This window comes from Enterococcus sp. PF1-24 (assembly GCF_029893325.1).
GTDB lineage: Bacteria > Bacillota > Bacilli > Lactobacillales > Enterococcaceae > HY326.
On record NZ_JARXWL010000001.1, the window covers coordinates 58,872 to 80,448 of the forward strand.

Below are 21,577 nucleotides of genomic sequence, written 5' to 3' on the forward strand. Positions count from 1 at the left end.
GGTACACCTCCATTCACTCAATTTCTCTTTGCTAAGTCAATCCTTTTTGATGTCAAATCTACCGATATAACCTCATATCCCGCTGCAACAATTGCATTTGCCATAGTATGTGTTTTCGATGGTTTCCAGTAAACAGGGTAAGTATATGCTGATCTGCACAGTTCGTTTCCGATAATATTTTCGACTTCTGCAAAGGTCAATGCAATCTCGCTTTTACCACATGACTCCAAATACTTTTTTATTGCTGAAAACTTCTCACCGAATGGCTCTTCATTATCTAACTCATCGGCAGATACAAGTGCTTCCACCAATGAATCAAATTTTTCAAGCATCCATGCGAATAATTCATCTTGTTTTTCAGGATTAAAAATATCGGCTTCACGCTTGAACATAATTCTCTTTGCATTACTCTTTTCTCTGCTTGAATACCAGTCTAGCTTATCGCCAAAAACATCTTCTATCTTTTGCTTTTTACTTTCCAGTCTTGAAAAAACATCAGAATTCTCAGCATAAATTAAAATAGCTAAAAACTTACTACGCGTAATAGTAAATTCGATATGCAAATCAGCAGTTCCTACAGACACTGCATACCAACCATCGAACGATGGTTTTCTAAGTGCTACCGTGTCTCCATAGCCTTCCTGACTGCAATAATCAACAAAGTTTGTCCAGAATTTTATTCTTTGATTTTCAAGTTCCGTACCACCAGCAATGTGTTCTACTGCTTTAGGAGATTTTTTATTGACAGCATCAGTTTCTTCTGGTTCTTCTTTCTCAATTTCATGCGGAATCTCTCTCCCGTCCACTGCAAATGAAACATACACCAACTTTTCAAGCTGATCTTTATTAAAACTGAATTCCCATCTGTTTTCCATAAATTGCAACAACATCTTGCTACGCTTATGTATTCTTTCCGCTGTCCAGTCTGTTTCTTTTGAAACTTCAATTTCGGAATGGGAACCGTTTTGATATCCTCTTCTTCCCGTAGATTTAGAAGTTTTCTTATCTTCAAAGCTATCATTCTGCAAAGCTGAGTTAATGCTTTGCGATAACGGCAATAAGTTTCCTAGTGCGCATGATAGCAACTCGATTTCCTCATCATCAAACTGTCTGAACTGATTTCTCCAATAATACTTAGTTGGTGTCTGCGGAAGAATATGTTCAATAGATACTTTGTCTTTTTCTGTTTTTGTAAACATCTCCCAGCTAACCTTGTCTATATTATATTTCTTTGCCAAATGTGATTCATATTCGTATAAAAAGTACTTGATAGAGTTCCAATAATAGAACCCTCCCATATTATCAAAATGCTTTTCAATTTTTGTAACAAAACTCGGTAGGGCATATTCGATATTGGCATTGGTAGTTTCATTGATATCATCTATTAAATCATCAATATCCATCTGTTGTAAATAAATGCTACGTGCAGCACGGTAGTATTCACTGCTTCTAAATGTTGCATTATAATAACCAACCCTAAAGCAGATAAACAAAAATCTCTCTACTGCTTTAAATACTTCTACACGTTTTTCTGCAGGCAAATCTCTGCGACTGATGATTACCATAACAAGCGGTCTGAAGTGACCAATACCAATACGATTCAAACGGTCAACCCAGATTTTTTCATCGGCCATCAAATTATTACTCTGCATAGGGAAGAAAGTGTCATACCAGTATTTAGCCATATTCTTAAGACTATTTACGTAGTCTGCGATTTCAGTAGGTACTAATTTTGAAACTTCTATGGTTTCCGTTTCTGTATTATCTACATCATCTTCCTCTTCGTAATCTGTGTTTATAACATACCCCTTTGGCAATTCGCTCATAAGAACAGTTTTCTTTTCAAATATGTTCTTAGCAGAAAACTTATTCAGCAGGAAACGAATATAGTCATCGCCCTTCCTTCTGGAATAAGTAAAATATATTGTCCAATGTGCTCTTAAAAAATCGTCATCAGAAAGAGGAACATTTTCATTTCTGCCAAGTTGAAAGTATATTTCCTTCCACGCATCATTGATTTGTTTTCTCAGGTGGGACTTCTCCATCTCATCGAATTTTTCGTCTGAATACAGTGTAGTAAGATATATAAGCCTGTTTTTCAGCAACTCCAGATTCGTCAGTTTCTTGCCACGATTATTCATGGTTTCAAAAGCCACAAAAACATCATAATCATCGTCTATCTCATGTATATTGAACATCAATCTCAATGTGAGTTTCAAATAGAGATTATTGATTCCTTCAATCCTATCGTTTTCATAGAGAGCCGTTAAGTTCTCCCTAAAGAAACTCTTTGCAAATTTGAGATTTTTTGTGTAATAGGTTTCATTGACCGTACCGGAATACGGCTCACCAAAGATCTTATACCTTAAGTAATCCGCACTCGGATTGTCCACCTCATAACCAAACAAGTATGTTGTAATCTGGTTCATTGGTGGTCTGCTTTGATAGATATATTTAGCCACTACATCTTTCAAGGTGTCATATCCAAGTACGATTTCATCGTCTTTCTTTCCTTTATTTTCATCCAGCTCTCTCACAAAACAAATTATTTCATTCAGTAAAATTACGAAAGTAGTCAAACGTTGCTGACCATCTACAATGTGACAAGCCTTAAATCCTTTACCTACCATCCAGAGGTCAGAACCCCAATCCTTTGTCTCTTTTCGTTCAAGTGATTTTAAAGACAAAAGTCCTGTATAATGATATCTATCCTGTTGTAAGTTAATCAGGTCATCCCAAAAATCCGCAAGTTGGGACTGCTGCCAAGCATAGCCCCTCTGATAGTCCGGAATTCTAAAAAGTCTGTTTTGAAAAAGTAAAGAAAGCGATTGTAATTCATTTGCCATTATTCCGCACCTCTTTTCACATAAGTAAGTTCAATATCATACCCCAAAGCCTCAAGCATCTGTACGAAAGTCTTGTTCACCACACCGTCCCGCTTTTTGATGATGCGATTCACATACTGGCTTGTCGTTCCAATTTCTTCTGCAAGTTGTGCTTGAGTTATCTCATGCTCTATACATTTAACCTTTACGTCTACTTCAATATTGTTTTTAATCATCTTCGCACTCCTGTTCGTAACGCTTGATTATTTGTAACACAAATTAGATGATTTATTATACCATACTTCTCCCCAAAAATCAATGCCCCGACAACCACGAAAAAGCACCCTGCCATAGCAGAGTGCCGAAAAAATAATTTTTACCCTTTAATCTCAATCTTTATCCCCGACTTGAACAGGAAGTCCAAATGGTCATCAAATACTGTGATTTTTTGGGTCAGCTTGCGAACCAACTGCTCATCGTAGGCGGTGACACGTTTTGGCTGCGATTTCAAGTATTCAATCATCTCTTCTATACGTTCTTTGCCTGCGTTATAATTCACATTATTCGCTACCTGCTCTTCCTTTTCTCTTTGCAAAGCGTATATCTTATCGACCACCTTGGAATAATCCTCTGACGCAGTGGTTAGCTTTACAAGAAGTGTTTGTTGTTTTTCGATTTGACTCTCGATACGTTTCAGTTCCTCGCTGTGAGCATTACCGAGCACTTCGGAGATGTTAGTTTCCAGCACCTTTATGGCTCTTTGCTTTCCGCCAAGTACCTTATTGATTGCCTCAAGCACCAAGTTTTGAAGTTGCACCTCTGTGAGCGTTCGTGCTGGACATTCTACCCCCGGTGCGCTAAGCCTAGTCACGCACCGCCAAACAATCTGCTTTTTGCCACGATTATTCCAATGGGTTCTACGATACATATCGTTGCAATGTCCGCAAAAAACAACGCTCGATAGAGCATATTTACTACTATAGACTCGCTTTTTGCCGTCCATTCCACTTCGAATATTCGCTCTGCGTTTTATCTCTTCCTGAACTCTTGCAAATAGTTCTCTTGGAATAATCGCTTCATGGTCGTTGTTCACGTAATACTGGGGAACAGTGCCGTCATTTGCAACTCGCTTTTTTGTAAGGCAATCCACTGTATAAGTCTTTTGCAAAAGTGCATCGCCCATGTATTTTTCATTGGTGAGAATCTTTCGGAGTGTGCTTGAGTGCCACTTTGGGTTGCCTGCCGCTGTCAAGATTCCATCGGATTCAAGTCCTGACGATATTTCCTTATAATTTGCCCCATCAAGATATTCACGATAAATGCGTTTGACAATCTCTGCTTCTTCTGGAACAATCACAAGATTTTTATTCTCGTCCTTTGTATAGCCTAAAAAGCGATTATGATTCACCTGCACAATGCCTTGTTGGTAGCGAAACTGAATCCCTAGCTTAACATTTTGCGATAAAGACTCGCTCTCTTGTTGAGCAAGGGAAGCCATGATGGTAAGCAGAACCTCGCCTTTAGAATCCATCGTGTTGATATTTTCTTTCTCGAAAAACACCGCAATATTTAACGCTTTCAGTTGCCTGATATATTTTAAGCAGTCAATCGTGTTTCTTGCAAAACGACTGATTGATTTTGTGATAATCATATCTATATTTCCGATTTTGCATTCTTCTATCATGCGATTGAACTCATCTCGCTTTTTGGTATTCGTGCCAGAAATACCATCATCGGCAAATATACCTGCAAGCACCCATTCAGGGTTATTTTGAATAAATAGCGTGTAATGCTCAATCTGTGCTTCATAGCTACTTGCTTGCTCATCGCTGTCAGTTGAAACACGGCAATAGGCAGCCACTCTTAATTTTATTTTTTCTTCCGTCTTGGTTTCTTCCACTTTCCGATTTAACCTCGGTGGAAAGATTGTTACACTTTTTTCTCCCATCAAAACCACTCGCTTTCTATCATGCTGTAGGCATATTCAGCTTGCTTGAATGGATCATCAAACATAATCTCCCGTGACCTAAAACTAAACTTGGTAGGTGCTAGTATCGGCAAATCTTCTGTGGCTTCATGAACTCTCCCAAGTTTAACCGCACGATGTTCTCGCTCTAGCTGTGCCTTTTGAAAAGTTTCCTCATCAATAATGGCAGGATAATATTCTGTACCCATATATTTTTGGTTTTTTAGCATTCTGCCTGCACTACCGTGAAATGTATCAATTCCTGCTTCAAGGGCGGCTGTTCTTAGTGTCATTCCGCAGATATAACCATCAAATAGTTTTTGCACCCGAGCGGCCTTCTCCTTGTCGATATAAGCTTTCCCATTTTTAATTGTATAGCCAAATAACGTAGTTCTCATCAAACCACCATCCTTTCCCTGAGCGTAATTCCACAGTTTAATCTAAATCCAACCTCGCCCCTAGAGAATATAATCACACCATTTACAAACCTTTTGAAAATCTCCTCGTCATAGATTGTTTTCATTTCGGATTTTGAGCAGTGTGCAAAAAGGTCTCTTGCTGCTGAGAGGTAGGTAACTCCTCGGTTTTGATTATGCAAATAATCTTCTCTCATTTGAGCCAAGGTTCGCAGTTCCTGTTCAATGTCTGCCATACTTCGGCTGAAAATATCCTGACTGAGCAAATTCTTATGAAAATGTTCACGCAGAAGTTTTTCACGCTCCTTGATTGCGTTATGTTGCTTTTCAAAATCGCTCTGCTTTTCGGTATTCATATAATTCAAATCTTCGTCTAAGCCCTCAAGTAAAGGGGTTAGAACTTCCTTATAGCCAAAGGTCAGCTTGTTCATCATTGTCGTAAATGCGGCTTTGATTGCATCATCTCTGACATAGAGCATGGAGCACTTGGTCTTATCATCAAGGTGTGTCCCACAAGTCCAAGCAATATATTCTTTTCTGCCTGTGTAGTGGGTTCTGCGTTTCATAATTGCTCCGCATTCGCCACATTTTAATATTCCAGAGAAGGCATAGCGCCTGTTGTATTTCTGCGTACTTCTACTAATGTTCTTCTCATCGGCTCTGCGTCTAATCTCTTGCCCTGCTAATTCAAAAATCTCATGGCTGATAATCGGTTCGTGATGATTCCTGCAGTAATACTGCTGTTCCTCTCCGTTGTTGGTGTGGCGAGTAAAACGATCATCTGTATAAGTCTTTTGAAAAATGGCATCGCCTGTGTACTTCTCATTTTTGAGCATTCCACGAATGGTTGTACTATTCCACTTGCCGCCTTTCTTGCTTTTAATTCCTTCCTCTGTCAACTCTCTAGCAATTTGCGATGAGCCTTTTCCATTAATGGTGTCATTGAAAATTCGTTTGACAACCTCTGCCTCTTCTGGAACAATCCTCATTTCACCACTATCGTTGATGTAACCGTAAGGCGGATAGCTGATTACATAAGTGCCTTGTTCAAATCGCTTCTGAATTGACCACTTATTATTCTTTGAAATGGAATGGGATTCTTCCTCCGCCATGCTACTGAGAATAGAAAGAATTAGTTCGCTCTCCATCGTCATGGTATTTAAGTTCTCTTTTTCAAAATACACAAAAACTCCATGTTCGATTAAAAAGCGTACCATTTCAAGGCAATCCACTGTGTTTCTAGAAAATCGACTGATGGACTTCGTGATGACCAAATCAATCTCTTTTCTTTCACAGGCATCAAGCATCTTCAATAGTTGCTTTCGTCTTTCTATCTTTGTTCCAGACTTGCCTTCATCGTAATACAATCCTGCATACTGCCACGCAGGATTGCTTTTGATATAAGTTTGATAGTGTGTTTTTTGAGCTTCTAGGCTTTCGAGTTGCTCATCGCTATCTGTAGAAACACGACAATATGCAGCGACCTTTAGTTTTTTATTATCGTTTGACGATTCGCCGCCGATTTTTGTAACTTTTGCCACCTTAAACACCTCCCTTCGTTAGTGTGACATATTACCGCCAAACTCCTGATATATCAAGCGTTTGTGGGCATTATTGATGTCAATTCAGGAGAGAATATCTCAAGATTTAAAACCGTGATTTTGTCTAGTTCTGACAAAGAAATCAACCCCTTTTGAGCCATATCTCTTAGCATTTGCTGTGCTACGATATAGTCAAATTCATTTTGTAATTGCTCCCTCGTTATGATGAGTGGCTCATCATCTAAATGTGCCAGTTTTTTAATATCGACCGCCATAATGTCAACCTCCATTTCCGAGTTGTAACCTCTAATAGTGAAAGGACATTAAGGAGTACTTTAAGAACCAAAAAACGAAAATTTGCGTCTATTCAATTCACGGCAAAAAAATAATGCCTGCTCACACTCCGAAGAATGCAAGCAGGCTTATACTTAATTAGGAATCTTCAATTTTTGACCGCTGTAAATGACATTAGAGGTAAGTCCGTTCAGTTTCACAATCTCTGTGTATCTCGTTCCATTGCTAAGTAATTTCTGTGCGATGCCCCAAAGAGAATCGCCTTTGACAACGGTGTATTCTTTGTAAGTAGCAGCGGTAGGATAAATCTTTGTGCCGCTTTCATCAAATACAAAGTAACCATCATTTTTATCTGCTTGTGCTTTTGCATTGCTTAACACCTTATACGCACCAATCTGTGATTTCTTATCGTTCCAAGACTTGCGAACACGATAATAACCTGACGATGGTTTGTCCGCAGGTGATGCAGAAGTATCATTAGACATTTTCGCTTTCACATCTTTACGGAAAGTGTCCATCGTGTAAGACATACCAAGCTGTTGCCATAAATGTTCTGGGTCACCATGATTTGATGCAATTCCTCGTTTGTAACCCTCTGCATGAGAGATGATTACTCCATCAGCCAACGGATCAAGATTAAACTTTTGACAAAGGTAAGAAAAAAGTTCCACTGCTGAGTTATAAGTTCTTGTTGCCACAGCCTTTGCAGTCGCTGTATCAGAGCAAGTAAATGTAGCACCACCAGTATATTTAATACAAACAGGTTCACACATCTCAATTCCGATATGCGTGTTATTGGAATCACCACCGCCATGCCAACCACGATGATTCCAAGGTAAGGTCTGATAGATGATGCCGTCATTACCATCAATAAATCCATGAACACAGGCACGGTCATAACTAGCCCTATTCCAACTGTTGATAAATACTGAGGCTTTTGGCTGCGGGCAACCTACCGAGTGGAGCATTAATCCTTTTACCGTTATGGTTCGACCTGCCGTATAGCATGGATTTTTCGTTAAAATGCTTTCTACGATTTTCATGAATTGTTTCCTCCTTTGTCGTGCAATTGTGCGAGGATATCCTTTAGCTTCTGCGGTACTGGCAATCCAAGATGCGTAGAGTTTTCAAGCAATGAAATGCCCTCGTTGGAGAGATAAAAGAAGATCACTGCAGTGCGCAGAACTCCACCTTGTCCAAGAACATATACATCAAGAATATTGCCAATACCGACTAGGGCGAAAATTAGTACCTTTCGGCAGATACCCTTGAATCCAACTTCGCTTGAAAGATTTTTGTCAGCAATGGCACACATCACACCTGTGATATAGTCGATTGATACAAAGGCGATGAGGGCATAAAGAAAGCCATCTGCACCGCCTAAAAACCAACCAAGGAATCCTCCTAGTGTGGCAAAGCAGATTTGAATATAAGACCAGATTTGTTTCATGTTGTTGTTCCTCCTGTAAGATTATTTTTGTGTATTACAAAACGCCTGCCATTTCTGACAAGCGTTCGTATCAAGTATAGTTTCAGCTATATTTGTTTTGGCAGTGCCTGCCACAGCCGCATATCCTCTTGACCGAGTGACCAGAACGCCACACCCCGCAGATTCCAGCGGTAGGCGGCTTCATTCGCCCAATAAACCAAGCTATCTACATCTTGAAAATAGCAGATTCCAAAACCATCTGAATCACCGAAGAACAACCTTGAAATCCAAACATTAATATCCCTCGGTGTCACCAGTGCTGTATAATCACCGCCACAGGCAACAGGGATAATATCGGAGTGGAAGAAGTCATAATCCATAGAAATATCTTCACTGCGAGTGGCAGTTTCCTCCACATCAGAATTGACGGTGAATACTTCAAATTCATTATCCCAAGTGACGTTATTGCGGGCAATCCTTCCATAGCTTTTTGAGGTACCATCAGGCATGGTCACATCGAATGCCTCATACGGCTCATAAGTCCATGCATCACCCAAACGGAGCAGCTCACATTTAATCTGCCCATCAGACTGTATCCCCGCATAACCACTTGTTGATGAGATATTTGCCGTAAAACGCAGCGTATAACTGTTACCAGAATAGACTTTTACGGTATTGCCACGCTTTCGTATTTCAACGAGGTACATATTGGGATTGGTGCGGATATTGGCATCAGTGGTGCGGGAATATTCGCCCTGCCAACTGCCAAGGAGCGTACTGCCTTGATAGAGTTCGATTCGCTGATTATTAATGTTGATACAGCAGAATACATTTCCAATGAAAACACCCGCTCGACCAGTGCCATTTGATGGGAAAGCTATTCTCGTCCTTAAATGCACATCGGTAAAGCCTGAATACTTCCACGCAAGCTGACCACTGCCTTCAAGCTGTGAGTAAACTCGGCTCGTGGCATATTCATCACTTCGCCAAACCTTCCAACTGCCTGAAAGCGTTGTCCAGTAACTATCAGGAATCGGTGGATTATCTCTGAAATCCTCATACCAAGCCAGTGCGGAGTCAGGCTTTCTTCGGAGAACCTCTGTTGTCAATCGAAACCCCTCTGCAGGTGCCCTCATAATCCCGTCCACATCTTTGAAATGGCGAGGCGATAATCCAAAGGTGGCATTGCCTGCCCATGGTTTCTGCAAAGATGCGTTGCACACTCGAAATCCATAGAAAACCGAACCCGGCACGCCGCCAGTAATCACAATGGTGTGCTGTCCTGCAGAAAGGGTACGCTTTGTTGCCAAGGTTCGCCAGTGGCTTGTTTTCCAATACGGCCACCACAGACGGTTTTCACTAAAGGATACTGCCGTGCCGTCTAAAGTCAGATTGATGCCATTCTTATCCCAAAAAGGAAACCCGATTTTAACAGCCACGTCATAAACACCTGCTGTAGAAATCGTAAAATTATAGGTAGCCGTGCTGTTAGCTGCAACAGCCACCGAGGTATCGCCGATAATCATATTTCCTGTGTAACTGTCAGGCTTACCGTTGCGGTCAATATAAATCGTGCCAAACTCGGACTTTTGCTCTTTGCCGTAGCAGGTCAGATAATTACGGCGGTTATAGGTTTCGCCTGTGATAGGAGCATTTCTTGCAACAGCATCTTGCCCTTCCATGTAGTCATACACAAAAGGCAAAATCCACGGCACTTTATCGTAATCATCCCAATAGGCAGCGAAAGGAATATATGCTTGTCGGTCGGCAAAATGATAGCCGCCGTTCATCCAAATTTCTGATGCGTAGTAGGTGTTGGACGTTCCACGATAGGTCTTGCCAATATCCTCTGGTTTCTGATAAATCTGCCACTCCCATCCGTAAGCAGGTAGCCCCATGAATATCTTTTCAGGATTCATTACCCTTGCGGCATAGTCATACGTTCCCTCAAGCCAACTGCGTGGTGAAACAGGACCGGGAGCAGAACCCGCCCAAGCCATGCCGTAACTCATAATGGATGCGGTATCGCAGTAATTATTGAGGTCAGCGTACACGCACCAATTTTCTCCACCGACTGAACCCTGCACACCTGTCATGCCGGGCAGACAGATATTCATCAGCTTAGTGCGGTCATAAGCTTTGACGGTGTTGTAAATATCACGAAAAAGAGCATTTGCCGCATCCTTATTTTCATAGCCACCGCCACGCTCTAAATCAATATCCACACCAGAACACCATGGGTATTTCTGCATAATACGGACAATTTCCGTGAGGAACTTATCCTTTGCACCATTTGTATTATTGCGAAGTGCAGTGAAAATAGAGGCCGTGCCGTGGTTCATGATAGTCAGCAGCCAATTGATATGCGGCCATTTGTTGATGTAGGGCATCATACCGCTGATGGAAGTTCCTGTTTCGCTGATTGTTCCTGTGATATCCACTTCAAATGTAAAAATGCCGACTGTGTCAAAACAATCTCCATGATTATTCAGTGCTTGGAACATTCGAGAATTGCCCATGAACGACCATATCATGCACTTTTTACCCTTGAGATAATCTCGTTTATTACTCATAGGCTGTGATCTCCTTCCATCATTTCTTTAAACTCAAAATACACCCTTGCGGATTTTCCTTTTTCAAGCTGAACTTGATGCTTATCATCATGAACGGCTGTATATTGGTAGAATCCATTTTTCGGTGTGGTATTGCCATTTTTAAGGCATCTACGCTCCGATGCAAGCAGAGCGAATTCATCGCCTGCATTTGCTGAAAATAAAAATACAGCCTCGTGAGAACCTGCCCCTTGTGACAGCTTAATACTTCCTGCCGCCATTGCTTGATTGGGGTAAATGTAGCAATCAAGTCCTGTGGTAGTTCCACCGCTTGTATGCAAAACCAAGGTATCGCCAGATCGAACCACGGCATTGAAATACCTAACAGGATTCTCACTGTTCTTCAGCATGGTGATTGTGTGAGGTGTGTAGCCAGTAAGTCGAGAGCCTTCTTGTAGCTGTAGGTCGGTGAAATAAATATCGCCAGTACAATCAGAGATGAGCGGTCGGATGGTAACGCTGACCACTCGCATATCCTCACGGGTCTTTATGCTTTCGCTGAAACGGATGAAGTTATTAATCTGCACTGGCATCACCTCCTAAAAATGCGCAGAAAAAAGCACTCTACTGAGAGAGTGCTTTGGCAGGATTTATAATTTAGTATTCTGCTTGATCCTCGTTTTGAAACGATGATGTTAATTCCATCATTTTCTGAGAATAAGTATCACCATCGATTTCTTCATCTGAATATTGTCGCATCAATTCATCAATTTGACTCTTCAATTCCGCTCTGTCCATTTGGATTTCCTCCTTCCGAGTCCTCGTTCAATTCTTCTTGACTCTCATTGTCTGTATATTTTGCATAATTTCTTTCACCACATTTTTTGCAGATAATATAGGGGATGTTTTCCTCAGGAACCAATTCTGATTCTGTCAAGGGTTCTCCACAATGTTCGCATATTCCGATATTAGGAATTTTAATAATATTTTTCTTTTTGAGGAGTCGGTAAGCTACATATCCACCTGCGGCTGTAATTGCAGCTATGATTAAGGTCGGAATAATCCATTTGCTCTTCGTGCTAATTTTCACCGTCTTTGGAGGATGGGTAGTAGTATTCGATGATAGTTTATGTATTATTGTTGACTCAGAAACAGGAACTCTTGACATCCGCTCTCCAACTTCTCGTGTTAAGCCTTGGGGAAATTTGAAAGAACCCGTTATATATCCACCATCAGTGTATTGATTCCCAAAAAAGGGATGTGTTGCTCCTGCCATATGACTCCTCCTATTTTAAAAGTTTTTTCATCCAATTTGTAGAGCTACCAATTATTGCGCCTATTATAGGAATAACAATCGGCATTGATTTTATAAGCACATTGAAAAGTGCATCAAGTTTTGCTGTTGGAGTTCCTCCTGCGGCAGATGCTGCGACAGTACCTACAACTTCTTGAACCTTTGAATAATCATCTTCATCAAGCCTATCTTCACTATCTAACAAAAGTGCCACAACCTTATGGAGAACTTCATTCTCTTGGTTTTTTTCTATTTCAGAATCAATAACTGCTCGAATAGCAATATACTGAGTGAAGTTCATAGAAGATTTTTGGTTTTCAAGATTACTAATGGTTTGCTTCGTAACACCTATTTTGTTTCCTAAAGTTTCAGCAGTCCAACCCGCTATTTTTCTGATTGCTGAAAGGTTTTGCTGTAATTTTCGTATTTGCCTGTCTCTTTCATCAAAATCATTTGTCATGGTATCGCCTCCAATGATACAAGTATAACACATAATCTTTACCTTGTCAATATATTTTACAAGGTAAAAATTATCCATCTAAAGTCCACTGAATCTCACAAACATGACCAACCCATCCAGTAGCCACTGAACCTGCTTGCAGCATAATATCCGTAAAGTACACCTCACCAGTACAATCCGTAATACAGAGCCGAATAGTGATGGAACGGAGTTTGCCGTAACCCTTGGGCGAGGCATCTCTTGCGATATGCTGAAAATATGCCATAGTCACCATCCTCTCAAAATAAATCAATAAATCTTGTTTCTGTAGTTCCGTCCTCATATTCAAACACTACCTCTATGCCAACCTGCCCATTCGTACCTTTCTTCAAGTTCTCTGAGCCAATCTGCGCTGAAATCGTGTAACTTCTCCTTGATGCAGGATAGACTGTCTGTGCAATGCTCTTTGTGCCGGATACTCCAGTTGCTTTAAAAGATGCCGTACCGCTTACACCATTTTCCGCATCCACTTCAAAGCCTGAGTTCTGCCAATACGCAAAGCCGTTGTCAGCACGAGAATTACGAAGATGATTGAACGGCACCATGTCCTTAACCTCCTGCTGAACAACCAAGGATTGGTCAAGCTGATCAGCAACCACATCGGTGGAGGAATCACCAAGTTCACGAAGTTTACTGGATAATTCCAGCACCGTTTTCCATGGTTCTTGCAGATTGTATTGCCTGCGGATGACACGGGTTTTAATCGTCATATCCAAATCTCTATCATCCACTGTTACAATATCGCCAAGTGACCACTGCTCATGCTCATAGCCAGTCAGCACCGATAAATCCATCGCTGAAAGCACATAGGATACACGAGGCTTTGCATATTCGGCAAGACGCATATTGGCAAACTCAAGCATCTGATAAGGGTTTGTGAAGTTGGAGCAATCCAAAGTTGATACCCTGACTTCGCTTGAATAAGTGTAGTCCTCTACATATTCTTTGCCGTCGTTGATGGATGCAAAAGTTATTCCATCTTTTCCATAGGCGTAGAGCCGAGTAACAAGACTTCTGGTGTCAACCACTCGCTTAATGCTGGTGAGGTTTTTCTTGTAAGCAAACAATGCACCGCTGTCCTTACCGCTGAATGTCAGCAGGCTCACCAGACGGTTTCGGCTGTCAAAAACCAAATCGCCGCCATGAATGTTCTGCATCTGCCGCAAAATAGCGAGGGCATTCTTTTCCTCACAAGTCCAAGTCCGAAGTGTACTGACATTCACTGTTCCAATCGACCAACCTGTGCCTTGCAAAGCATAACGCATCGCTTCATCGGCACGAGCAGCATTGAATTCAGTCGGTTGTTTTTCAGCAGAGTAAGTCAGATCATAAAAGGCAGCTTCTGCATACACCGAAGTCAAGATACTGCCATCCGATGCCTTTTCATCCGTCAGCGTTCGTACTCGATAGATTTCATCTGCTATCTGCACTTGCTTTTCATTATCCAAAGACACGCGCTTGCCATCATTGAAGGGAATCTTGAAATCCAGAGTATCTGCACCGTTGACTTCACCAGTGGCGATAATGTCATAGGCATTTTCAAGCACGGACTCCCATGCACCATTGGTATCAAGCACCACTGGACGAGCAAATCCCAGTCGCTCATACGGCGATTTTGGAATGTCATGTAGCTGAATATCAAGCAAGCGTGGAGTTTGTTTTGTGTCTGTTGTAGTCAGCGTAATGCGAAAACGGATAAACTCACGATTTGGAGATTGCAATTCTCCATTTGTGCCGACAGCCTGCCACATAGACCAGTCCGTCATGTTGTTTGATGTCGAAGTTTCTATCAGCGATATTGCCGTTACTCCTGCAACATATTCAGAACTTACCGAAACACGACCAGAGCCTGCCAAAGCACAAAGCGTAGCCGTGGTTTCTAGCACACCACTTTCAGCATAGGCGGTATCCGTTCTCTTTAATAAAACACTGCCTGACTCAGTGAGTGCATCCACATCAGCAGTAGAATCCGCACCATTAGCAAGTAGTGATTGTCTGAAATACTGTGTGAAATCATCAATACTTAGCTGTGAGTTTGTTTCAAAAAACCAATCCTCCACACCGCCTGCATACCAATAAGTGTTTGTGTGCCTGCCGATTTCAATATTCGCCACACAAGAGCGGTTGATTTCACCTGTGAATGTTCTAAGCGGTGCAGTCCACAACGTTCCGTCACTGCGGTCACCGAGGATATATTGCGAGGTCTTGTTTGCCACATCAATAATCGCAGCCATGAAATACCAGCCATTGTTCTTCATGGTGAATGATGGTGTTTCCGTCTGGTCAAGTATTAGCGATCCAGATGAATTATAAATCATCATACGAGGCCGGCCACTAAAAAGGGAAAGATACAAAATCGGCTGCCCCGGACCGTTGCGGGTATTGAATATTGGTGTATAGGTGTTACCAACTGAATAAGTTGTTGGGTTTATCCAACCGCCCACCACGACTTTATCGCCCAAATCTGAAAAGAAACTGCCGTCATTGGTAGCAATGAGATGCGTTTTCTCCGTAGTAGGGTTACTGATATTCATACGAAAGTATCTGCCGTGAAAGCCGTCACGAAGTCCTGCTGTTGTTCCAGACCAACCCGATACTGTAAGATGTCTTCCGTTACCAGATGAGTCCGCAAGCTGTGAATTGCTATCAGGTTCTGATTCGTTGAACCTCCACATGGCAGAAGTATGCTCAGTGATTGGAAATTCTCCTGTGAAATCTTCCTGTATTGTTAGAATTGATTTAATCGCCAAAATTACTCACCTCCATCTGCTTTGTGCCTGAATTTTAAGTTCCGTAAAGGTTGCCCCTACGGTTGATATTTGAATAGTGTTGATACCTTTTGAAAGCACAGGGAAATTCAACTCCTGTAAGCAAGGCAGACCGTTTCGGAGCGTTTCACCCGCAGAATCCACTACCTTTGCCGTCACTTTGCCTGTATCAATTACCAGTGTTTCAGTTGATGCCAATGCCCCAACGATGCGTAATTCCTCATTATTGGTGATCAGCGAAACATAGCTTGATGTACCAGATGGAATCACTCCCTTTAACAGATACACAGGCTCGGAGTCGGTATTGCCCTTACGTCTGCGAACCTCGTGACTGCCTGTTGCAGTTAGCGTATATGCTTCATCGGTTAAAGCATAAGCGTGAGGGTCAGGGCAGACAAATTTCAAATCAAATGCCCCTGCCGATAAAATAAGCCGTTCACAGTCCACCGCCTCGGAAAGTCTGGCAGTAAAATATCTATCTGGAACATCATCAAAAATCACTTGCTTTGCTCCATGGGCAGGGTCGAGCCACTCTGCCATATCATCAAGCACCGACACAAGTGATGCGAAGTTATACATCGGATTGATATTACACCGAACGGTTATAACACGCTCGGCACTATCACTGCCAAAGTCAGCAACCCCATATTTGCCGGGGATACTAACAAACGAGTTACGCAGCGAAGGAGATGCCTGCCAGCTTGTAAGCCTTGCTTTTATTTTCATACTTTGCGAGGATATTCCGTTATATATAAATCCCATCTTATTGGCACCTCCTATGCTGGACTAAATTGACCTTGTGCTCTTGAGCTGGTCTGCATTAAGTTATATAGTTCCTGTGAAATTCTGCGGATATCGTCCTCACTGCGAACGATCATTTGTTGAACCGTAATGAGTGAACCTGCAATTCCCACAGATGTCGCAGGACTTGTCATTACCCCACCAACAGTCGATGTATCAACAGAAAAGTTTGTCGGCAAAGCTGTGCTCATATCCTCAGCAAGGCTATGCATAACATCATCAATGTCAGCTGCCATACCCTCAGCCGCTTTTACGGCTTCATCGCCATTATCTTCAATCGAGCCTGCAAGACCTTTTACAAGCATTTCACCAATCCAACCCATTTCTCTTGACGGAGAGCGAATGCCAAAGAAGTCGCAGATTCCGTCCCAAATAGATGAAATCCAACCAGACACCTTATTCCAAAGCCAAGATGCAAGCGACTGAATACCTTGCCATAAACCTTTGACGATATTTCCACCAATCTCTGTGATTTTGCCCATGCTGTTTGTGAATGCCGATACGATGCCGCTTATAATCTGCGGCACAGCTTTTACAATCTCCACAATAATCGTTGGCAGGTTCTTAATCAGTGCTACAAACAGCTGAACACCTGCCATGATAATTTTATCAATGTTACCCACCAAGGCATTTACGATGCTTGAAATGATTTGTGGGATAGCATTTACGATGGTAGTAATGATAGTCGGCAAATTCTGAATCAGCGACACAAGCAAATCAATGCCTGCCTGAATAAGCAGCGGAATGCTATCAAGCACAGCAGTTAATATGCCATCAATAATGAGCGGAATCGCCTCTACAATTGCAGTAATAATTTCAGGCAAAGCCGAAATTAGCGAAGTCAAAAGCTGAATACCTGCGTCAATAATTTGCGGTATTGCACCGATGATAAATTCCACAAGGGAAGTAATAATTGCAGGCAGTGCTTCGATTAGCTGTGGGATTGCCGCAAGCAAACCCTCTGCTAATCCAAGAATCAATTGCAAAGCGGCATCTAGTATCATCGGCAGATTGTCAAGTAACCCTTGAACAATCGTAATAATCGCATTTACAGCAGTAGGTATCAGTTCTGGCAGTGCCTCGCCTAAGCCTTGCACCAAAGTTGCAATTAACTGAACAGCCGCCTCGATAAGTAAGGGCAGGTTTTCAATAATCGTATCAACAATCATAATAATTGCATCTACCGCTACGGGAATCAGTTCAGGAAGTAAGGTTAAAAGTGTATTTAACACCTGTGAAAATAAATCCGTTACTGTCTGAATGAGCGTTGGAAGTAAATCCATCACCGCTGTTAGCATAGCGTCCACAGCAATCGGCAGAGCCTTAACGATATTCTCGATAATAGGGGTGATGTTCTTCATCACATCTCCAAACGCACCAACCACATTATTGCAAAGCTGTGCTATATCTGCATCAGCATTGCCAAATCCAACAACCAAGTTGCTGATAGCAGAACTAAGCGAATTAATTGAGCCGGAAATGGTATGCTCCGCTTCAAGTGCAGTTGTTCCTGCAATACCCATACTTTCCTGCATTACATGAATGGCTGAAACCACATCGGCATAGGACGAAATATCGTATTTGATGCCGCTGATTTTTTCAGCATCTGCAAGCAGTCGTTCCATTTCGCTTTTTGTTCCGCCATAGCCAAGCTTGAGGTTATCAAGCATGGTGTAATTCTGCTTTGCAAAACCTTGATAGGCATTTTGAATTGCTGACATATCCGTACCCATTTTGTTGGCATTATCGGACATATCGGTAATTGCCATATCTGCATATTCCACCGCTTTTTCTGTGTCACCGCCAAGCGACTGAATAAGGCTTGCAGAAAATGAGGTGACTGTTTCCATGTAATCATTTGCGGAAAGACCTGCGGTTTTATATGCATTTGATGCGTATTCTTGCAGCTTTAATGAAGAATCCTGAAAAAGGGTATCCACACCGCCGACAAGCTGTTCGTAATCAGCATAGGCAGAAATGACTTCTTTACCAAGCTTGATAGCGGCTGCACCTGCCGCTACTGCAACAGCACCCATTGCGGCACCAATGCCTTTTAAGACACCGCCCAGTTTCTCAAATTTCCCACTGCCTTTATCAGCAGAATCAGCGGCATCATCAATTTCCTCGCCCATATCATCAGCACTGTCAGTGACATCGTCCATTTCACGACTCATATCATCAAGTGCATCTTCCGCATCGTCATAGTTAGCGGTTGCCTCTTCAAGAGCAGAATTGTTATTATTCAGTTCACGCTCCATATCGTTGAGAGTTGCGGTCGCATTGTTAAGCTGAATCTGCCAATTCTGCGTTCTGCGGTCATTCTCGCCAAAGGAGGTAGCGGCATTTTCAAGAGCGGATTTAAGTGTTTCGATTTTTTCTTTTTGTGTGTCAATCTCTTTGTTTAGAACTTGATTTCTTGCAGTGAGAGCCTGAACGGATTTATCGTTTTTATCAAACTCCGATGATACAAGTTTCATTTCAGAGCCTAAGACTTTAAACGATTGATTGATTTCAGATAAGGCTTTCTTGAACTCTTTTTCGCCCTCAAGACCGATTTTCAAACCAAAATTGTCAGCCATGCGTTAACCTCCTCTCGCTAGATTCCGTCTGGAATAATGTCATCAATAAAATGCTCACGTTTTGGACGAGCCAGTCCGTTATACTGCTTATGGCACTCCCATAAATCAAGGAGCAAACCAAACGGCATCAGCCAAAACTCATCTCTAGAAAGATGAAGTACGCTGATGCCGTAATAGAAAAGTCGAGTAAACAGTTCTTCATCTGTTACTCGACCACCACGTTTTTTGGATCTTGCTCACTCTCTATATTTCGTTTTGCACCTTTATAGAGTGCTGTCATAATCGCTTCTTTGTACTGTGCCAAATCGGCAGGGGTGGTGAGTATTTCCACCTCGTCCTCTGTGAGCAAGTCCTTTTTATTGTCCTTGTTCTTAATGTTGTGAATCAGAATGCTTTGGTTTGCCAAAATGGTAATCAACCATACGATTTCAGAAAGTGCCATTTCAACATTTTCAGATTTCATTAGCTTATCGCCTAAGTTTTCAAGACCACCGTATCTTGCAGCAATTTCTTTTGTTGCTCTTGTGGTGAGAAGAAGTGTGAATTCATCTCCACCAATTAAAATAGTTGCACTACGTTCGTTTTCCATCGCTTAACCCTCCTCTGCAAATGCAGGTTCATAAACTGCCGTATACCAACTGCTGATAACAGATGGGGTAACACCTGTATCGCCCTCAGTGACTTCTGCTTTCCATGGATGTTTACCGCTTGTATCAGGCTTATTTCTGCGAAGAACAGTACCCTCAATAGTCGGAGTGGAAAAGGTAATGCTGTCACCTTTGGTTGCAAGGTTTGTGGCAGGCACACCGAATTTCACTCGGTATAACCAATAGTATCTGTATTTCCCATTTGATTTCCTTGCACGAAAGCCAACAGCCACAGGACTGCCACCGTCCTCGCTTGCAGAAATTACAACGTTGTTATTATCCACCGATACACCAGTAAGAGCGGCGGCAGTTGCTGTTCCTATATCATCAACGCCAAGAGAGAGCGTACCGCTTTTAAATTCCTTGATGATTTCTGATGCACCATCATCAGCATAAAGAGTCGCCTCGGCAAGTTCAACCGATAATTCAGCTGAGATTGCCTTAGCCAGCTGAACAGGCGTGCCATAGGTTTCTTCTTCGTTTTCGCCCTCAGTAATAGGGGCATAATAAAGTTTATCAAGACCAATTGTAGCCATAGATTCATTCCTCCAATTCGTAATATTTTGCCACGTCCACATTGTAGTGGTGGTAGCCAGTGTCGGTTTCATAACCGATATATTGTCGTGCTGTTACTGTAAAGTCAGCTTTTAATAATGCCCGCACGATAGTATTTTTCGCTTTTGTGTAATTGCCTTTTGAATACAGGGAAATTCGCACTTCCTGCACGTCAATTTTAGGTTCGTTATCTGCATGAAGTTCAAATATATCATTCATAGGAACAAGGACGATATATTCCGATGGAGCATTGTCAGAGAATATCCCAGTTTCAAGGGGAATTCCAAGCGGCTCTAATGTGTTTTGTAAATCAGATAAAATGCTCATCTTTTATCGACCTCCTCCTCAAATTTGTTTTGCATGGCAGTAATGCATTCATTCTTTGATGCACGTTTTGCAGGCTTTAAGAATGGCTTTGCAAGCTGACCGTGTTTTCCGTATTCGATGATGTTGGCTATTTTAGCGTTAGAATCACCATCAGAACGAGGTTCAGCAAAACCTATTTTGATATTGTGATTGCCTTGTTTATCCATCTTGACAGTGGTCATACCTAAAGCCGATTCTAATTCACCCGTGGAGCGTGATTCGTATTTTGTGCCTTTGCCGATTACAGCAGAAAGGTTGCTTTTTGTTCTTGCAAACACAACCTCACCACCAGTTTCAAGTACAGTTTCAGCAATAGAATCAAAATCACTGCCAACCTTAGAAATACGTTCTAAAAATTCATCAGGCATTTTAATATCAACTTTTCCCATTCGTTGCCACCACCTTTTTCGCAAGTACCTCGATATACATTCCACGTCCTTTGACGTTTTCCACGGACGTGATATGAAAGCGTTCTCCGTCGCATTCAATGAAATGCTCAGTAGTTATAGTAAGATTAGGAATTACGCGAAAGCGGAATAAATCAGTTGCTTCTGAAAAAGCGGCGAGATTTGCCCACCGCACACTTCCGTGCCGACCCTCTCGGTAAACCCTAATTGTAGCAAGTGTTGTTTCTTCGCTTACTGTAAATCCCTCGCTGTCCTTCGTTGTTACAATCGCCTTTATATCAGCAAAGACGTTCATTTTGCCAAAACTCATACCTGCCACCGCCTATCTAGTCGGAGCAGAAGATTAACCGTATTCCAAACTTGAGCACTTGCACCAACGTTATCAGCAAAGAAACCACCAGTTGAGCCATCTCGTGATTCATAGAAATGGCTCGCAAGCATAATGATAGCTTGTTCAGTGGTTGCAGGCATTGTATTTTCGCTATAAAACCCTTCTGCAATATGCTGATAGCTTTCCGCATAAGAAACAGCGGCAGTGATGAAACTTAAAAGCAATTCATCATCTACCGCATGATCGAGTATTAAATTCTGTTTTACTTTAATTAGTAAATTGTTCATCACTGCCCGTTCCTTTCTTT

At 41.9% G+C, this 21,577-nt stretch carries 23 protein-coding genes; all 23 read right to left on the reverse strand.

Annotated features, from left to right (window positions below; genetic code table 11):
• Positions 1–17 precede the first annotated feature (17 nt).
• Positions 18–2,846: a DUF4268 domain-containing protein gene (locus tag M2139_RS00280; protein WP_280736772.1), complete on the reverse strand. Its 2,829-nt coding sequence runs from the start codon at positions 2,844–2,846 to the stop codon at positions 18–20.
• Entirely contained in the window at positions 2,846–3,061 is a 216-nt protein-coding gene (locus tag M2139_RS00285; RefSeq protein ID WP_280736773.1) for a helix-turn-helix transcriptional regulator, read from the reverse strand. The genes M2139_RS00280 and M2139_RS00285 overlap by 1 nt, the downstream gene beginning before the upstream one ends.
• A 140-nt stretch (positions 3,062–3,201) precedes the next feature.
• Positions 3,202–4,773: a recombinase family protein gene (locus tag M2139_RS00290; protein ID WP_280736774.1), complete on the reverse strand. Its 1,572-nt coding sequence runs from the start codon at positions 4,771–4,773 to the stop codon at positions 3,202–3,204.
• Positions 4,773–5,189, reverse strand: a complete 417-nt coding sequence (locus tag M2139_RS00295; RefSeq protein ID WP_280736775.1) for a recombinase — start codon at positions 5,187–5,189, stop codon at positions 4,773–4,775. The genes M2139_RS00290 and M2139_RS00295 overlap by 1 nt, the downstream gene beginning before the upstream one ends.
• The gene (locus M2139_RS00300; protein WP_280736776.1) at positions 5,189–6,748 is read right to left on the reverse strand and encodes a recombinase family protein; all 1,560 of its coding nucleotides are present in this window, start codon (positions 6,746–6,748) and stop codon (positions 5,189–5,191) included. Before M2139_RS00300 ends, M2139_RS00295 begins: the two co-directional genes overlap by 1 nt.
• A 53-nt stretch (positions 6,749–6,801) precedes the next feature.
• Positions 6,802–7,023 carry an SHOCT domain-containing protein gene (locus M2139_RS00305; RefSeq protein WP_280736777.1) on the reverse strand — a complete coding sequence of 74 codons (222 nt, stop codon included), beginning with the start codon at positions 7,021–7,023 and terminating at the stop codon, positions 6,802–6,804.
• Positions 7,024–7,176: 153 nt separating this feature from the next.
• Positions 7,177–8,085, reverse strand: a complete 909-nt coding sequence (locus tag M2139_RS00310) for an N-acetylmuramoyl-L-alanine amidase (protein WP_280736778.1) — start codon at positions 8,083–8,085, stop codon at positions 7,177–7,179.
• Positions 8,082–8,492, reverse strand: a complete 411-nt coding sequence (locus M2139_RS00315) for a phage holin family protein (RefSeq protein ID WP_280736779.1) — start codon at positions 8,490–8,492, stop codon at positions 8,082–8,084. The genes M2139_RS00310 and M2139_RS00315 overlap by 4 nt, the downstream gene beginning before the upstream one ends.
• Positions 8,493–8,578: 86 nt before the next feature.
• Entirely contained in the window at positions 8,579–11,044 is a 2,466-nt protein-coding gene (locus tag M2139_RS00320) for a glycosyl hydrolase family 18 protein (protein ID WP_280736780.1), read from the reverse strand.
• On the reverse strand, positions 11,041–11,556 hold the full coding sequence (locus M2139_RS00325; RefSeq protein ID WP_348522588.1) for a hypothetical protein: 516 nt from the start codon (positions 11,554–11,556) through the stop codon (positions 11,041–11,043). Before M2139_RS00325 ends, M2139_RS00320 begins: the two co-directional genes overlap by 4 nt.
• 124 nt (positions 11,557–11,680) lie before the next feature.
• On the reverse strand, positions 11,681–11,821 hold the full coding sequence (locus M2139_RS00330; protein WP_280736782.1) for a hypothetical protein: 141 nt from the start codon (positions 11,819–11,821) through the stop codon (positions 11,681–11,683).
• Entirely contained in the window at positions 11,790–12,299 is a 510-nt protein-coding gene (locus M2139_RS00335) for a hypothetical protein (RefSeq protein WP_280736783.1), read from the reverse strand. The genes M2139_RS00330 and M2139_RS00335 overlap by 32 nt, the downstream gene beginning before the upstream one ends.
• 10 nt (positions 12,300–12,309) lie before the next feature.
• A complete protein-coding gene (locus tag M2139_RS00340) occupies positions 12,310–12,777 on the reverse strand; it encodes a helix-turn-helix transcriptional regulator (protein WP_280736784.1) in 468 nt (155 codons plus the stop codon).
• Between the two features lie 70 nt (positions 12,778–12,847).
• The gene (locus M2139_RS00345; RefSeq protein ID WP_280736785.1) at positions 12,848–13,042 is read right to left on the reverse strand and encodes a hypothetical protein; all 195 of its coding nucleotides are present in this window, start codon (positions 13,040–13,042) and stop codon (positions 12,848–12,850) included.
• 13 nt (positions 13,043–13,055) lie between these two features.
• Complete coding sequence (locus M2139_RS00350) at positions 13,056–15,566, reverse strand: phage tail protein (RefSeq protein WP_280736786.1); 2,511 nt, start codon at positions 15,564–15,566, stop codon at positions 13,056–13,058.
• Between the two features lie 6 nt (positions 15,567–15,572).
• Entirely contained in the window at positions 15,573–16,346 is a 774-nt protein-coding gene (locus M2139_RS00355; protein WP_280736787.1) for a distal tail protein Dit, read from the reverse strand.
• 14 nt (positions 16,347–16,360) lie between these two features.
• Positions 16,361–18,964, reverse strand: a complete 2,604-nt coding sequence (locus tag M2139_RS00360) for a phage tail protein (protein ID WP_280736788.1) — start codon at positions 18,962–18,964, stop codon at positions 16,361–16,363.
• Between the two features lie 205 nt (positions 18,965–19,169).
• Positions 19,170–19,553, reverse strand: a complete 384-nt coding sequence (locus M2139_RS00365) for a hypothetical protein (protein ID WP_280736789.1) — start codon at positions 19,551–19,553, stop codon at positions 19,170–19,172.
• A gap of 3 nt (positions 19,554–19,556) precedes the next feature.
• Entirely contained in the window at positions 19,557–20,147 is a 591-nt protein-coding gene (locus tag M2139_RS00370; RefSeq protein ID WP_280736790.1) for a major tail protein, read from the reverse strand.
• Positions 20,148–20,151: 4 nt separating this feature from the next.
• Positions 20,152–20,493, reverse strand: a complete 342-nt coding sequence (locus tag M2139_RS00375; protein WP_280736791.1) for a hypothetical protein — start codon at positions 20,491–20,493, stop codon at positions 20,152–20,154.
• Positions 20,490–20,921 (reverse strand): HK97-gp10 family putative phage morphogenesis protein, encoded by a 432-nt coding sequence (locus tag M2139_RS00380; RefSeq protein ID WP_280736792.1) that lies wholly within the window; start codon positions 20,919–20,921, stop codon positions 20,490–20,492. The genes M2139_RS00375 and M2139_RS00380 overlap by 4 nt, the downstream gene beginning before the upstream one ends.
• Positions 20,908–21,249: a head-tail adaptor protein gene (locus M2139_RS00385; protein WP_280736793.1), complete on the reverse strand. Its 342-nt coding sequence runs from the start codon at positions 21,247–21,249 to the stop codon at positions 20,908–20,910. Before M2139_RS00385 ends, M2139_RS00380 begins: the two co-directional genes overlap by 14 nt.
• Positions 21,246–21,557 (reverse strand): head-tail connector protein, encoded by a 312-nt coding sequence (locus M2139_RS00390; RefSeq protein ID WP_280736794.1) that lies wholly within the window; start codon positions 21,555–21,557, stop codon positions 21,246–21,248. Before M2139_RS00390 ends, M2139_RS00385 begins: the two co-directional genes overlap by 4 nt.
• Between the last annotated feature and the right edge of the window lie 20 nt (positions 21,558–21,577).

Bases quoted from the DNA above. Each gene is read 5' to 3' on its own strand.
- M2139_RS00340 (WP_280736784.1), bottom strand. From the start codon at position 12,777: ATGACAAATGATTTTGATGAAAGAGACAGGCAAATACGAAAATTACAG.
- M2139_RS00345 (WP_280736785.1), bottom strand. From the start codon at position 13,042: ATGGCATATTTTCAGCATATCGCAAGAGATGCCTCGCCCAAGGGTTAC.
- M2139_RS00355 (WP_280736787.1), bottom strand. From the start codon at position 16,346: ATGGGATTTATATATAACGGAATATCCTCGCAAAGTATGAAAATAAAA.
- M2139_RS00305 (WP_280736777.1), bottom strand. From the start codon at position 7,023: ATGGCGGTCGATATTAAAAAACTGGCACATTTAGATGATGAGCCACTC.
- M2139_RS00390 (WP_280736794.1), bottom strand. From the start codon at position 21,557: ATGAACAATTTACTAATTAAAGTAAAACAGAATTTAATACTCGATCAT.
- M2139_RS00385 (WP_280736793.1), bottom strand. From the start codon at position 21,249: ATGAGTTTTGGCAAAATGAACGTCTTTGCTGATATAAAGGCGATTGTA.
- M2139_RS00370 (WP_280736790.1), bottom strand. From the start codon at position 20,147: ATGGCTACAATTGGTCTTGATAAACTTTATTATGCCCCTATTACTGAG.
- M2139_RS00365 (WP_280736789.1), bottom strand. From the start codon at position 19,553: ATGGAAAACGAACGTAGTGCAACTATTTTAATTGGTGGAGATGAATTC.
- M2139_RS00375 (WP_280736791.1), bottom strand. From the start codon at position 20,493: ATGAGCATTTTATCTGATTTACAAAACACATTAGAGCCGCTTGGAATT.
- M2139_RS00315 (WP_280736779.1), bottom strand. From the start codon at position 8,492: ATGAAACAAATCTGGTCTTATATTCAAATCTGCTTTGCCACACTAGGA.
- M2139_RS00290 (WP_280736774.1), bottom strand. From the start codon at position 4,773: ATGGGAGAAAAAAGTGTAACAATCTTTCCACCGAGGTTAAATCGGAAA.
- M2139_RS00280 (WP_280736772.1), bottom strand. From the start codon at position 2,846: ATGGCAAATGAATTACAATCGCTTTCTTTACTTTTTCAAAACAGACTT.
- M2139_RS00320 (WP_280736780.1), bottom strand. From the start codon at position 11,044: ATGAGTAATAAACGAGATTATCTCAAGGGTAAAAAGTGCATGATATGG.
- M2139_RS00335 (WP_280736783.1), bottom strand. From the start codon at position 12,299: ATGGCAGGAGCAACACATCCCTTTTTTGGGAATCAATACACTGATGGT.
- M2139_RS00325 (WP_348522588.1), bottom strand. From the start codon at position 11,556: ATGCGAGTGGTCAGCGTTACCATCCGACCGCTCATCTCTGATTGTACT.
- M2139_RS00295 (WP_280736775.1), bottom strand. From the start codon at position 5,189: ATGAGAACTACGTTATTTGGCTATACAATTAAAAATGGGAAAGCTTAT.
- M2139_RS00285 (WP_280736773.1), bottom strand. From the start codon at position 3,061: ATGATTAAAAACAATATTGAAGTAGACGTAAAGGTTAAATGTATAGAG.
- M2139_RS00330 (WP_280736782.1), bottom strand. From the start codon at position 11,821: ATGGACAGAGCGGAATTGAAGAGTCAAATTGATGAATTGATGCGACAA.
- M2139_RS00360 (WP_280736788.1), bottom strand. From the start codon at position 18,964: ATGGCTGACAATTTTGGTTTGAAAATCGGTCTTGAGGGCGAAAAAGAG.
- M2139_RS00380 (WP_280736792.1), bottom strand. From the start codon at position 20,921: ATGGGAAAAGTTGATATTAAAATGCCTGATGAATTTTTAGAACGTATT.
- M2139_RS00310 (WP_280736778.1), bottom strand. From the start codon at position 8,085: ATGAAAATCGTAGAAAGCATTTTAACGAAAAATCCATGCTATACGGCA.